Origin of the sequence: Roseateles sp., from assembly GCF_039929605.1 — a bacterium.
Classification (GTDB): Bacteria; Pseudomonadota; Gammaproteobacteria; order Burkholderiales; family Burkholderiaceae_C; genus Pelomonas.
Genome location: NZ_JBDSQX010000016.1, coordinates 17,336 through 31,072, shown reverse-complemented (window position 1 = coordinate 31,072; position 13,737 = coordinate 17,336). Strand labels below are relative to the sequence as shown.

The window sequence follows — 13,737 nt, the reverse complement described above, 5'->3', positions numbered from 1 at the left end:
GGCATTGAGTTGTTGTGACCTACCTTAGCTCGCGGCGCCCATCTGCGACTGCAGGTAGTTCTGCTCGCCGACGGTGGTGACCAGCTCCAGCTGGGTTTCGAGGTAGTCGATGTGTTCCTCGGTGTCGTCGAGGATCTCGACAAACAGCTCGCGGGACACGTAGTCGCGCACGCTCTCGCAGTAGGCGACAGCCTCCTTCAGGTGGGCATGGCCGGCCCTCTCGATCTTCAGGTCGCACTCCATCGTCTCGATGGCGTTCTCGCCGATGTAGAGCTTGCCGAGGTCCTGCAGGTTGGGCAGGCCATCCAGCGTCAGCACGCGCTCGATGAGCTTGTCGGCGTGCTTCATCTCCTCGATGGACTCGTCGTACTCGTGCTTGGCCATCTTCAGCAGGCCCCAGTTCTTCAGCATGCGGGCATGCAGAAAATACTGGTTGATGGCCGTCAGCTCCAGCTTGAGCTGGGCGTTGAGGTGGGCGATGACTTGGGGGTCGCCTTGCATGGGAAGCTCCGAAAACGTGACGTTGGACCGAAGTATCCCGACAGAAAGCCCTTCAGCAAAACCGCTCTTTCTGCAAATGAGACCGATTCGCATTAGACTTCGACCCCATGATTGTCTGTGTCTGCCACCGAGTCTCTGATCGCGACATCGCCATCGCAGCGTCGTCCGGTTGCCCCAACTTCGACGCGCTGCAGGACGACCTTCGCGTCGCCACCGCCTGCGGTGCCTGCCGGGATTGCGCCTGCGCCATCTTTGAGGAAAGCCGGGTCCAGGGTGGTGGTCAACACGCCCACAGCATGGCCGGCGCCATTCAAATTTTGCGGGCGGCCTGAACGGCGGCTACAATGCCGGATTCAGTCGGCGATTCCGCTGGCTGGAATGTCCGTCTCGTCTGATCTTGAGTGTTGTGTTTTGCCGCAGCCGCTCGGGCTGCGGGCAAATTGATTCAACGACACCAAGGAAATTCTCATGAGCACCATGCAAACCGGCACCGTCAAATGGTTTGATGACGGCAAGGGCTTCGGCTTCATCACGCCGGCCGACGGCAGCAAGGACCTGTTCGCCCACCACAGCGAAATCAAGAACAACGGCGGCTTCCGCACCCTGGCCGAAGGCGCCCAGGTTGAATTCGAAGTCAAGCAAGGCCCCAAGGGTCTGCAAGCTTCGAACATCCGTTCGCTGTAATCCCTCACGGCTTCCGCCGTTGAGCAAAGCCCGCGCCCCGCGCGGGCTTTGTGCTTTCTGGGCTTGCCCAACGACAATCCCGAAAATCAATTCGCCCCCACGCTCGCTTCGCTCACTGCCCCCCGAGGGGGTGCGTCAGCGGTTTCGGGCGGCCGGGCACCACTGACATGTCCGCTCTACCCCAACCGCCCAAGGCGCTGACCGCTTACCGCCCGTTCTGGGCCAAGCGTTTCGGCCCCGCGCCCTTCCTGCCCATGACCCGGGCGGAGATGGAGCAGCTCGGCTGGGATTCCTGCGACATCATCATCGTCACCGGCGACGCCTACGTCGACCACGCCAGCTTCGGCATGGCCGTCATCGGCCGCACGCTGGAGGCCCAGGGCTTTCGGGTCGGCATCATTGCCCAGCCGGACTGGCAGAGCGCCGACGCCTTCAAGGCGCTGGGCAAGCCCAACCTGTTCTTCGGCGTCGCGGCCGGCAACATGGATTCGATGATCAACCGCTACACGGCTGATCGAAAAATCCGCAGCGACGACGCCTACACGCCGGGCGGCGAGGGCGGCAAGCGCCCGGACCGCGCGACGCTGGTCTACACGCAGCGCTGCCAGGAAGCCTTCAAGGAAGTGCCCATCATCATTGGTGGCATCGAGGCCTCGCTGCGCCGCATCGCCCACTACGACTACTGGCAGGACAAGGTGCGCCGCTCCGTGCTGGTGGACGCCAAGGCCGACCTGCTCGTCTACGGCAACGCCGAGCGCGCCATCATCGAGATCGCCCACCGCCTGGCCCGCCGCGAACCCATCGAGCAGCTGACCGACATTCGCGGCACCGCCTTCATGCGCCGCGACAACGACCCCAGCGCCGAGGGCTGGTTCGAGCTGGACTCCACCGAGGTGGACCGCCCGGGGCGCATTGACGAGCTGATCAGCCCCTACCAGACGGTGGAAGAAACGGCGGCCGACAAGGGCGCCGCGTGCTCCACGCCTGCCGAACCCGGCGCTGCCCAGCCCATCCAGCTGCACCTCAGCAGGAAGACCGGCAAGCTGGCCCTGCCGCCGCGCGACCACACCGTCGTGCGCCTGCCGGCCTACGAGCAAGTCAAGAGCGACCCGGTGCTTTACGCCCACGCCAACCGTGTGCTGCACCTGGAGACCAACCCCGGCAACGCCCGCGCGCTGGTGCAGCGCCACGGCGAGCGCGACCTGTGGATCAACCCGCCGCCCATCCCGCTGACGACGCCGGAGATGGACCACGTCTTCGACCTGCCCTACGCGCGCAGCCCGCACCCGAGCTATGCGGACGAGGCCGGCAGCCACGACGGCGCGACCAAGATCCCGGCCTGGGAAATGATCCGCTTCAGCGTCAACATCATGCGCGGCTGCTTTGGCGGCTGCACCTTCTGCTCGATCACCGAGCACGAGGGCCGCATCATCCAGAGCCGCTCGGAAGACTCCGTCATCCGCGAGATCGAGGAGATGCGCGACAAGGTCAAGGGCTTCACCGGCATCGTGTCCGACCTCGGCGGCCCGACGGCCAACATGTACCGCATCGGCTGCAAGTCGCCCGAGATCGAGGCCGCCTGCCGCAAGCCCAGCTGCGTCTACCCGGGCATCTGCCCGAACCTCAACACCAGCCACGACCCGCTCATCAAGATGTACCGCCGCGCGCGGTCGCTGCGGGGCGTCAAGAAGATCCTCATCAGCTCCGGCCTGCGCTACGACCTCGCCGTGCAGTCGCCCGAGTACGTGAAGGAGCTCGTGACGCACCACGTCGGCGGCTACCTGAAGATCGCGCCCGAGCACACCGAGGGCGGCCCACTGTCCAAGATGATGAAGCCGGGCATCGGCAGCTACGACCGCTTCAAGCAGATGTTCGACGCGGCGAGTGCGGCGGCCGGCAAGAAGCAGTACCTGATCCCGTACTTCATCGCCGCCCACCCCGGCACCAGCGACGAGGACATGATGAACCTCGCCGTCTGGCTGAAGAAGAACGGCTTCCGCGCCGACCAGGTGCAGACCTTCTACCCCAGCCCGATGGCCACGGCCACGGCGATGTACCACTCGGGCAAGAACCCGCTGAAGGGCATCAGCCGCGACCCCGAGCGCGGCGAGAGCGTGGACATCGTGCGTGGCGAGCGCCGCCGCCGGCTGCACAAGGCCTTCCTTCGCTACCACGATGCCAATCATTGGCCGCTGCTGCGCGAGGCGCTCAAGGCCATGGGCCGCGCCGACCTGATCGGCAACGGCAAGCACCACCTGATCCCGAGCTACCAGCCCCTCACCGACGGCAGCTACGACAGCGCGCGGCGCAAGAACTCGACGACCGCCAAGCCGGCCGCAAAAGTTGCCCTCAAGGCTGCGCCGATGAAGCCAGCGACCCCGCGCAAGGGCCAGCTCTTGACCCAGCACACCGGCCTGCCGCCGCGCGTCACCGGAGCGGCCCGCGCGCCCGCCGTGCGTCCGGGCAAACCCGGTAAACGTTGACCGGTATTACCGGGCTTTTGCCCGCGCTTTTCATGGCAGCAGTCGAGCGCATGGACTACCCTTGCCTGTCCTGATCGACGAGCTGCCGCGGCCGTGGCAGCCCCGTGCCGGAGCTCTCGCCCCCATGCAAGAAACAACGTCCGCCGTTGACGACGACCTGCTCGAACTGCTCGACGAACCCGAGCCCGTGGAAGGCGAACACCGCCCGCAAGAGAGGCCGTGGCGCATCCTCATCGTCGACGACGACGGTGACGTCCACAAGGCCACCGAGCTGGCCATGCAAGGCCTGACCGTCGAAGGCCAGCCCCTCGTCTTCCTGCATGCCTCGTCCGCCGCCCAGGCGCGGCAACTGCTTGCCAGCGAGGAAGACCTCGCCGTCGTGCTGCTCGACGTCGTCATGGAGACCGAGGACGCCGGCCTGCAGCTCGTGCGCCACATCCGCGAGGAGCTGGAGCTGAACGCCGTGCGCATCGTGCTGCGCACCGGCCAGCCCGGCTATGCCCCCGAGATCGAGACGGTGCAGGCCTATGACATCAACGACTACAAGACCAAGTCCGAGCTGACCCGCACGCGGCTCTACACGGTGCTCACCGCCGCCGTGCGCTCCTACCGCCAGATCTGCGCGTTGGAGGCCAACCGGCGCGGGCTGGAGATGATTGTCGAGAGCAGCGCGTCCCTCTCGCGCATGCGTGGCCTGAGCCGCTTTGCCGAGGGCGTCGTGACCCAGCTCTGCGCGCTGCTGGGCATGCTGCCCGAGGGCCTCGTCTGCGCCCAGGTCGGCGGCGAGACGGGCGATGAGGTTCGCATCGTTGCCGCAGCCGGCCAGTACAGCGGCCTCATCGACCGGCCGCTGGCACAGGTCAAGATCCCCAACGTGCGCCACCGCCTGGAACGCTGCCTGCAGGAAGAGCGCAACCTCTACGACGACGGCACCTGCCTGTACTTCGGCATGGGCGAGGGCCGTGCGATGGCCGCGCTGGTGGATGTCGGCCGCGAGCTCGACGAGCTCGACCAGCAACTGCTGCGCGCCTTCTGCTCCAACATCGCCGTTGGCTTCGAAAACGTTGTGCTGTACAGCCAGCTGCTGGACCAGGCCTACAACGACCCGCTGCTGCGCCTGCCCAACCGCAACCGCTTCGTCGAGCTGCTCGACAAGAACCTGAAGGACCCGGCCGGCGTCACCCTCGCGCTGATCGACATCGACGACTTCGCCGACATCAACGACGCCTTCGGTCACCACTTTGGCGACCAGGTGCTGCAAGCGGTGGTGCGCCGCCTCAACGAGGTGCTGGGCCAGAACACCGCCATGGCCCGCGTCGGCGCCGACACCTTCGGGGTGCTCGGCGAGCATGCCAAGGTCTGCCCGGAAACCGTGCAGGAAGTCTTCGCCGAGCCCTTCATCGTGGCCGGCGAGCGCCTGCAGCTCTCGGCCACCACCGGCCTCGTGCGGCTCGGCGAATCCAAGGCGGTTGGCTCGGAGCTGCTGCTCGATGCGCAGATCGCCCTCAAGCGCGCCAAGCAGCAGCAGCGCGGCTCATCTCAGTACTTCTCGGCCGCCATGGGCAGCGACGCGCGCGAGCGCTTCAAGCTGCTCAAGGGCCTGCGTACCGGCTTCGAGGAGAGCCAGCTTTTCGTCGTTTACCAGCCGCAGGTCGAGTTGGAGACCAGCCGCGTCATCGGTGCCGAGGCGCTGCTGCGCTGGCGCACGACCGACGGCCGCTTCATCCCGCCCGACCAGTTCATCCCGCTGGCCGAGCAGAGCGGCCTCATCATCCCGATCGGCGAGTTCGTCGTGCGCACCGCCTGCCAGCAGCTCGCCAAGATGCGCGCCCTGGGCCACGACACCTTCCGCATGGCCGTCAACATCTCGATGGCGCAGTTCCGCCACCCGGGCTTTCTGGACACGCTGGCCCGCGCCTTGAAGGACGCGGGCGTGGAAGGCCAGCACATGGAGCTCGAGATCACCGAGTCCATGGCCATGGAAGACGCCGACCTCGTGCTGCGGGTGCTTGCCGACATCAAGCAGCTCGGCTTCAGCGTCGCCATCGACGACTTCGGCACCGGCTTCTCGTCCTTGAGCCAACTGCGCCAGCTGCAGGTAGACCGCCTCAAGATCGACCGCGCCTTCGTGCAGGAAGCGCAGACATCCACCGCCGGCTCGACCATAGCCCAGATGGTCATCAACCTCGGCCGCGGCCTGGGCCTGACGGTGATTGCCGAAGGCATCGAGACCGAGGAGCAGCGCCAGTACCTCATCGGTCTGGACTGCCACGAAGGCCAGGGCTGGCTGTTCGCCCGGCCCATGCCGGCCGACGAGCTCGAGACCTGGATGCAGCGCTGACGCCGGCGCACCGGGCCGTCAGCCCGGCGGCGCCTCCAGCCGGTAGCCCATGCCGCGCACGGTGTGGATCAGCGGCCTGGGGTGCCCGTCGTCGATCCTGGCGCGCAGCCGGCGGATGAAGACATCCACCACGTTGGTCAGCGGGTCCTGGTGCGTGCCCCACACGGTGGACAGGATGCGCTCCCGGCTGAACAGCCGGCCGGGCGCGCTCATCAGCAGCTCCAACAGGGCCAGTTCGCGCGCGGTCAGCTGCAGCAGCTGCCCGTTGCGGCTGGCGCGCATCTCGGCGCGGTCCAAGACGAGGTCGTCCACCACCAGGTGCGCCGTGCGTGCTGGCTTCATGCCCCGCCCGCGTCGTGCCAGCGCCTCGATGCGCGCGAGCAGCTCCTCGAACTCGAAGGGCTTGACGAGGTAGTCGTCGGCCCCGGTGCGCAGCCCCGTCACGCGGTCGTCCAGCGAACCCAGCGCCGTCAGCATCAGGATGGGCAGCGCCACACCCGCAGCGCGCAGGGTCTGGCAGACCTCCAGGCCGTTCATGTCGGGCAGCATGAGGTCCAGCAACAGCAGGCAGTCGTCGGGCTGCGCCTGCCACGCGTCCTGAGCGGCGGCCAGGGCCTCCGGGCCGGTGCGCGCCACCTGCACGTTGTAGCCCTCCGCGCGCAGGCCGCGCTCCAGGAAGCCGGCGATGCGTGCGTCGTCCTCGGCCACCAGCAGCTTCATTCGGCCACCTCGGCGGCGGCGGTGTTCAGTGGCAGCGTCAGCGTCGCGACGGTGCCGCCACCGGGGCGAGGCGCCAGGGCAATGTCACCACCGTGGCTGCGCGCCAGCGCCCGCGCGAGGGTCAGGCCCAGGCCGCTGCCATCGGCGCGGTGGCGGCGCGCGCGCTCGCTGCGCCAGCCGTGCTCGAAGGCGTGGGCGGCGTCCTCGGCGCCGATGCCGATCCCTTCGTCCTCCACCCGCATGACCAGCTGCGTCGCATCGCCTGCGCACTGCACCGACGTGCGCACCTCACCACCGCGGTGGGAGTAGCGCACGGCGTTGTCCAGCAGCACCACCAGCAGCTGGCGCAGGCGCTGGGCGTCGCCCTGCAGCATCAGCGGCTGCTCGGGCAGCGCGCCCGGCAGCAGGCGCACGCCCTGGCCGGCCGCCAGCGCCTGGGCTTGCTCCACGGCCTGGGCAAAGGGCTGGGCGAAGTCCAGCGGCGCGCGCTGAATGGCCAGCGTGTCGATGTCGCTGCGCGCCACGGCCAGCAGGTCGTCAATGACGAGGCCGAGCTGGCGGGCCGTGTCGGCGATGCGGCGCAGCGCGCCCTGGTATTCGTCCAGCGGCTTGTCGCGCCCGCGCAGCGTCACCTCGGCCTCGCCGCGGATCACGGTGGTGGGCATGCGCAGCTCGTGGCTGATGTCGGCGAACAGGCGGCGGCGGCGCTCCTCGGCGGTCTGCAGTGCCTGCAGCGCCTGGCTCAACGCCAGCGTGCGCTCGTCCACCTGGCGCTCCAGCTCATGGCGCAACTCGGCCTCGCGCTCGCGGTGGCGTGAGAGTTCGCCGGCCATGGCGTTGACGCTGCCGGCCAGCAGCGCGAACTCGTCCCGGCCGGGCAGGTCGATGCGGTGGGACAGGTCGCCCCGCTGCAGGGCCAGTGCCGCGTCGCGCAGGGCGGCCAGCGGCCGGCGCAGCGCGCGGGTGAAATACATCGCCAGCACCAGTGCCAGTGCGCCCAGCGCGCCCGCCGCGCCCAGCCACAACACGCGCATCCGGGCCATGGCGCGGTCGGTGTCGGCGCGCTTCTCGCGCACGGCCACGTCCTCGCGGGCAATGCTCTCGGCGAGCAGGCGGCGCAGGTCGCGGCCATCAGCGCGGTCGAAGGGCTGGCTGGCGGCGGCCCACAGCGCGGCGGGGCGGGCGTCGCCGGCAGCGGGTGGCTGGGCAGCCAGCAGCGGCGCCAGCGTTTCGACGCTGCTGCGCAGCACGGCCAGCGCATCGCGCCGCTGCAGCTGGCGCGCGCGGGCCGGCGGGCGGTCGTCGATCACCACAGCCTGGGCGGCGAGCTGGTCCAGCCGGTCGAGGGTGGCGCGCATGGACGCAACCAGCGCCTGCAGCGCAGGCAGTTCGGCGCCGGCGTTGAACTGGCGCTGCGCTGCCCACAGGCGCAGGCGCTGCTTGTCAGCGCTCAGTTGCGCGAATCCGAGCTGGATGTCGGCCGCCACGCGGCCGCGCAGGACCTGTTGCTCCGCCACGCGCAGCGACCACAGCGCCAGCGCGCATTCCGCCACCGCCGCAGCAGCCAGAAAGACAAGAGCCCAGGTGAGGCGGCGACCGAACATGGCCGGCATTGTCACGGGGCGCACGGCCGTGTTGCATGAACGGCAGATGAACAGCTCATGTCGGCGCCGTTCATGCGGCCGTCAGGTTCGGCTCATCCGCGCTTCATGCCGGGTTCAGTGCCGGTGGGCTCAATGCAGGGACGGCGGCGCAGGTTGCGCCGCCTCCAACCTCAAGGAGTTCCCAATGAAGAAATCGCTGTCCCTGTTCTGCATGACCGCTGCCGCCCTCGCCGCCGCCGCCTTGCCGGCCCAGGCCGAGGTTGCCGTCGCTACCCGCGCCATCACCCAGGCCGAAGTGGTAGAGGCGCAGCAGGGCTGGTGCCAGGCCTTGCTGGACATCGGCGCCGCCTACACCCAGGGTGGCCGGCCTGCGGCCAAGGCGCTGGCGGAGAAGGTCATCGACAGTGCCTACGGCTACCAGCTGGGCCCCGTGCTCTTCAAGCCCACGCTGACCGTCGTGCCGCAGACCTTCCGCACCACGAAGGCCGGAGCACTGTCCTATTTCGTCGGTGGCGACGCAGCATTTCCCAAGGACGAGGGCTTCGCGCTCAAGGGCTGGACGCGTTGCGAGGTGGCCAATGCAGCGATCTTCATCGCCGGTGATTCGGCCAGCAGCCTGGGCAATGTCAGCTTCACCGGCAAGGACGGCAAGGTGACAACCGTGGACAAGACCTGGAGCTATGTGAAGGACGACGCCGGCCACCTGCGCATCGTCGTGCACCACTCGTCGCTGCCCTACGCGCCGCGCTGAGGGATCTGGGGCCAGGGCGCCTAAACTGCGCCCGCCTACCAGCCCAGGAAGCCCAGGAGCGCCCATGAGTCTCGCCAAGATCCTCGTCGCCCAAGGTGGCGGCCCTACCGCCGTCATCAACCAGAGCCTCGTCGGCGTGGTGCTCGAAGCCCGCCGGCAGGCCGGTGTCGGCAAGGTCTATGGCGCCCGCCACGGCGTGCGTGGCATCGTCAACGAAGACTTCGTCGATCTCACGCAGGAAACCAGCCACAACCTGGAACTGGTGGCCAACACGCCGTCGTCAGCGTTGGGGTCGACGCGAGACAAGCCCGATGCCGCCTACTGCCACGAGATCTTCACGGTGCTGAAGGCGCATGGCATCACGCACTTCTTCTACATCGGCGGCAACGACTCGTCCGACACCGTGCGCATCGTGTCCGAAGAGGCCCACGCAGGGGGCTACCCGCTGCGCTGCGTCCACATCCCAAAGACCATCGACAACGACCTGGTCGGCAACGACCACACGCCCGGCTACGCCTCCGCCGCGCGCTTCGTCGCCCAGGCCTTTGCCGGCGCCAACCTCGACAACGCGGCCCTGCCGGGCATCTACGTCGGCGTCGTCATGGGCCGCCACGCTGGCTTCCTGACCGCCGCCGCCGCCCTCGGCAAGAAGTTCGACGACGACGGCCCCCACCTCATCTACCTGCCCGAACGCCACTTCGACACCGAACACTTCCTGCGCGACGTGAAGGCCACCTACGAGCGCTACGGCCGCTGCGTCATCGCCGTCAGCGAGGGCATCCACGATGCGTCGGGCACGCCGATGCTCTCCAAGCTCGCCGGTGACCTGGAGCGCGACGCCCACGGCAACGTGCAGCTCAGCGGCACCGGGGCGCTGGCCGACCTGCTGTGCGAGGAGATCAAGGCCAAGCTTGGCATCAAGCGCGTGCGCGGCGACACCTTCGGCTACCTGCAGCGCAGCTTCCTCGGCTGCGTGAGCGACGTGGACCAGCGTGAGGCTAGAGAGGTCGGCGAGAAGGCCGTGCAGTACGCCTTCCACGGCGACCGCTGCGGCTCGGTCGCCATCAAGCGCGTGGGCTATTACTCGGTGGACTACGAGCTTCTGCCGCTGACCGCCGTGGCGGGCAAGACGCGCACGATGGAGGACGAGTTCATTACCGCGAGCGGCACCGACGTGACCGACGCCTTCCGCCTCTACCTGCGCCCGCTGCTGGGCTCGGGGATGCCGGATGCGTTCAGGTTGAGGCCGAATCCGGTGCCCAAGGTGTTGAACAAGGGCTGAGCGCCGCTCAGTCGGGGGCGGTGGCTCGCAACTGGCGCAGGCCGAGGGCATCTGCCCGGGTCTGCAGCCAGCCCGTGGCCAGGATGCTCAGCACCCAGACCACAAAGATGCGCGTCGGGCCGGCGTGGCGATCGGCCAGCACGGCCCATGCGGCCGCCACCGCCAGCGGCAGCAGCGCGGTGGCGAAGCTCCAGCGGTCGGCCAGCACCAGGCTGTTCAGCACGGGCCGCACGAGCCAGCGCACGGGGGTGGACTCCGGCAGCCCGAATCGATCCTCGTGCACCGCGGCGCCGGCCAGCAGCCAAGCGGCGCCGATCATCAGGCCGCTCGCCAGCGGCAGCCAGGCCCCCACGAGTGCCATCCCGAAGTAGCCCGCCAGCGGCATCAGCCCGAACACGACGCAGCCGCGCAGCACATCCAGCGGCCAGGCGACCAGCAGGCCGGCGATCGCGAAGCCCCAGCCCGCGTACTGGTAGGCCTCGCGCGGCAGCAGCGACAGCACGCTGCCCTTCGGACTGTTGCCGTGCGAAGCGTCCAGGTAGGCAAGCCACGCAGCGAACAGCAGCCAGACCAGTCCCAGCAGCGGCTGGTGGCTGTGGCGGCGCCACTTCTCCAGCGGCCGGGTCAGCCGCCCATCGCGCGTCGTCAGCGTCGGCCCGACGCCGATGAAGGTGCCTGCCATCAAGCTGGCGACCATGAACAGGCCGGTGCCGACCAGCCACAACAACGTATGCCCGAGGGCAATGATGGCGTCGTTGAAGATCAGCAGGCCCGCGGCCCAGCACAGGCTCGATCCCAGTGCCACACGAAGCCACAAGCCGCGCTTGATGCCAACGACCAGCCAGTCGTCTGGCAGGTCGAGGCGGCGCAACCAGTCGCCGCCGAGGACAGCCCGGTGACGGACAAGGAGGGGCTGCAGCAGGAAGAACAACCAGGCCTGCCGCCACCAGCCGGCGCCTTCCTGGTACAACACGGCCATGGCTTGCAGCGGCGCGGCGAGTTCGCGCACCGCCTCGGGCACGGGCATCGGCCGCAGCCGGCCGTCCAGCGCCTCATGCAGCGCGTGGGCCAGCGGTGTGCCGAGCTGGCGTTCGGTGCGGAAGTCGTCCAGCCAGCCGAAGTGGTTGTTCAGCGCCTTCAGGAAGTCGTCCGGCAAGGCAGGCGTGCCCAGCACCCATTGCGCAAACGCGGCCGAGAACTCGACGTGGCGGCTGAGGGGCTGCTGGTCCAGCTCGCGCTGCACCGCCGACCATTCGTGCAGCAGGGCGGACTCACCGCTGCGCCGCCAACGCAGCGACAGCTCGTCGATGAGGTGCTGGGGCTGGACGACAAGTTCGGGCGGGGTCAGCGGTTCGCTCGCCTCGACTGGCGCAGCCGCTGGTTCGGTCGGCGGTTCGGACAGCAGCGGCGCGGCCGCGGGTTCTTCGCTGGCTTCGCTCGCCGCCTCCTGCTGCCACTTCAACCACTGCTGAGCCCGCTCATACGCACCCCGCAGCGCCTGGTAGGCCTCGGCATCGTCATCCGGCCGCGTAACGCGCAGCTTCAGCGCATAAGCCTTTTTGATCGCCGCAAGTTCCGTCGTCGGTGCTATGCCCAGCAGGGACCAGTCCTGTTCCCACATGGCGGTCAGAAGCGGAAGGACGTGTCGATGCTGTCCAGCGCTTCCTTGAACTGCTGGCGGGCGCTTCGAATGGTGCGTGGGTCCTGGGTCTGCAGCGCCGCCTCGAAGGCGCCGAGCCAGTCCTGCAGCATGACGCGGTCGTTGCCCAGGCGGTCCTCGAACAGGCGCTTGGCGCGCTCGATCTGGTAGCGGTTGTCCTGCTCGTCACGCGGGTGGCGCTTCAGGGCCTGCAGGCGTTCGCGCGCGGCGGCGAGTTCGGTGGGGTTCAACCGCGCGCCCTGGCTTTCGATGATGAGCTCGTGGCGCTGGCCACTGGGTGTCTCGTGGGCCTCGACTTCGAGCAGGCCGTTGGCGTCGTAGGTGAAGCGCACCTCCACGCCCACCTCGCCGGCCGGCGCGGGCTGCAGCGGAATCTCCAGCTTGCCCAGGCTGAGGTTCTCCGAACCCACGGGCGACTCGCCCTGGCGCACGTCGATGAGGATCTGGCGCTGCTGGTCGGCCACCGTGTGATAGCGCTCCACGCGCGAGACCGGCACCGGCGTGTTGCGCTCGATGATGGGCGAGAAGCGGTCGGTGACGAAGTGGCCATTGACCTGGCTGGCCGCAATGATGCCCAGCGAGTAGGGCATCACGTCGGTCAGCACCACGTCGTCCAGCGCCGCGTCGCGGGCCTTCAAGCCGGCCTGCACGGCGGCCCCCATCACGATGGCGAGGTCGGGGTCGAGCTTGCGCAGCGGCAGGCGCTGGAACAGGCGCGTGACGAGCTTTTGCACCATGGGCATGCGCGTCGCGCCGCCCACCAGCACGACCTCGGCGAGGCTGGCCGGGTTCAGCTGGGCATCCGCCAGCGCGCGCTCGATGGGGCGGCGCAGGCGCTGCAGCAGCTCCTGCGATGCGGCCTCGAAGTCGGCGCGGCTCAGCGTGGCGGCCAGCGTGCGCTCGCGCCAGACGGTGCTGATCTCTGCACTGTCTCGCTCGCCCAGGTCGCGCTTGGCCTGCTCGGCCAGCCGCCACCAGGTCTCGCCCTCGAACCAGGCCTGACGCTCATCGGTGCCCAAGGCCTCGCACTGTTTGGCGAAGAGCTGGGCGATGACGCGGCTGAAGTCCTCGCCGCCCAGCCGCGTGTCACCGGCGCTGGCGCGCACCTCGACGACGCCGTCGAAATACTCCAGCACCGACACGTCGAAGGTGCCGCCGCCCAGGTCGAAGATCAGGAAGCTGCTGTGCTCGGGCCGCTCCTGCAGGCCATAGGCAAGCCCGGCGGCGGTCGGCTCGTTGAGCAGGCGTTCCACCTTCAGGCCGGCGATCTCGCCGGCTGTTCTTGTCGCCCTGCGCTGGGCTTCGTTGAAGTAGGCCGGCACGGTGATGACGGCCTCGGTGACGGGCTCGCCGAGAAAGGCCTCGGCATCGACCTTCAGCGCCTGCAGCACCAGCGCCGACAGCTCCTCGGCGCGCAGCTCCTTCACATGCACGCCAGTGCGCAGCGTGATCTTCTTGTCGCTGCCCATCCAGCGCTTGAACGCCAGCGCGGTGGACTGCGCATGCAGCCCGGCGTGCTCCCGGGTGGCCAGGCCGACCAGCGTGTGGCCCTGCTCGTCGAGCGCGACGGCGGACGGCGTCAGGTAGTCCCCGTGGGCATTGGGGATCAGCACGGCCGCGCCGTCGCGAAAGATGGCCGCCGCGCTGTGCGTCGTGCCCAGGTCGATGCCCAGGATCATGTGAGTAAGCCTCCCGTGGAAACGGGGCGCAG

General features: G+C 68.7%; 11 protein-coding genes. 6 read left to right on the top strand and 5 right to left on the bottom strand.

The window, feature by feature from the left end:
- Positions 1–24 precede the first annotated feature (24 nt).
- Complete coding sequence (gene bfr, locus ABIS05_RS02220; protein ID WP_348012850.1) at positions 25–501, bottom strand: bacterioferritin; 477 nt, start codon at positions 499–501, stop codon at positions 25–27.
- Positions 502–608: 107 nt separating this feature from the next.
- Here bfr and ABIS05_RS02215 point away from each other — a divergent pair, with 107 nt between their 5' ends.
- The 4 genes from ABIS05_RS02215 to ABIS05_RS02200 all read left to right on the top strand — a co-directional run bounded on the left by ABIS05_RS02215 (position 609) and on the right by ABIS05_RS02200 (position 6,009).
- Positions 609–833, top strand: a complete 225-nt coding sequence (locus ABIS05_RS02215) for a (2Fe-2S)-binding protein (RefSeq protein WP_348012849.1) — start codon at positions 609–611, stop codon at positions 831–833.
- Positions 834–978: 145 nt separating this feature from the next.
- Positions 979–1,185 carry a cold-shock protein gene (locus ABIS05_RS02210; RefSeq protein ID WP_056875433.1) on the top strand — a complete coding sequence of 69 codons (207 nt, stop codon included), beginning with the start codon at positions 979–981 and terminating at the stop codon, positions 1,183–1,185.
- 167 nt (positions 1,186–1,352) lie between these two features.
- Entirely contained in the window at positions 1,353–3,668 is a 2,316-nt protein-coding gene (locus ABIS05_RS02205; protein ID WP_348012848.1) for a YgiQ family radical SAM protein, read from the top strand.
- 124 nt (positions 3,669–3,792) lie between these two features.
- Entirely contained in the window at positions 3,793–6,009 is a 2,217-nt protein-coding gene (locus ABIS05_RS02200; protein ID WP_348012847.1) for an EAL domain-containing protein, read from the top strand.
- Positions 6,010–6,027: 18 nt separating this feature from the next.
- Here ABIS05_RS02200 and ABIS05_RS02195 read toward each other — a convergent pair whose 3' ends face one another.
- Both ABIS05_RS02195 and ABIS05_RS02190 read right to left on the bottom strand, forming a co-directional pair.
- Positions 6,028–6,729 (bottom strand): response regulator transcription factor, encoded by a 702-nt coding sequence (locus ABIS05_RS02195; protein ID WP_348012846.1) that lies wholly within the window; start codon positions 6,727–6,729, stop codon positions 6,028–6,030.
- A complete protein-coding gene (locus ABIS05_RS02190; RefSeq protein ID WP_348012845.1) occupies positions 6,726–8,333 on the bottom strand; it encodes an ATP-binding protein in 1,608 nt (535 codons plus the stop codon). Before ABIS05_RS02190 ends, ABIS05_RS02195 begins: the two co-directional genes overlap by 4 nt.
- A 184-nt stretch (positions 8,334–8,517) precedes the next feature.
- Between ABIS05_RS02190 and ABIS05_RS02185 the strand changes: the two genes are divergently transcribed.
- Positions 8,518–9,084, top strand: coding sequence for a hypothetical protein (locus ABIS05_RS02185; RefSeq protein ID WP_348012844.1), 567 nt, complete (start codon positions 8,518–8,520; stop codon positions 9,082–9,084).
- A gap of 64 nt (positions 9,085–9,148) precedes the next feature.
- Positions 9,149–10,366 (top strand): 6-phosphofructokinase, encoded by a 1,218-nt coding sequence (locus ABIS05_RS02180; RefSeq protein WP_348012843.1) that lies wholly within the window; start codon positions 9,149–9,151, stop codon positions 10,364–10,366.
- 7 nt (positions 10,367–10,373) lie between these two features.
- On the opposite strand, the gene ABIS05_RS02175 is transcribed toward ABIS05_RS02180, so the two are convergent.
- Positions 10,374–11,987 carry a hypothetical protein gene (locus ABIS05_RS02175; protein WP_348012842.1) on the bottom strand — a complete coding sequence of 538 codons (1,614 nt, stop codon included), beginning with the start codon at positions 11,985–11,987 and terminating at the stop codon, positions 10,374–10,376.
- Between the two features lie 5 nt (positions 11,988–11,992).
- Entirely contained in the window at positions 11,993–13,705 is a 1,713-nt protein-coding gene (locus tag ABIS05_RS02170) for a molecular chaperone HscC (RefSeq protein ID WP_348012841.1), read from the bottom strand.
- Positions 13,706–13,737 lie beyond the last annotated feature (32 nt).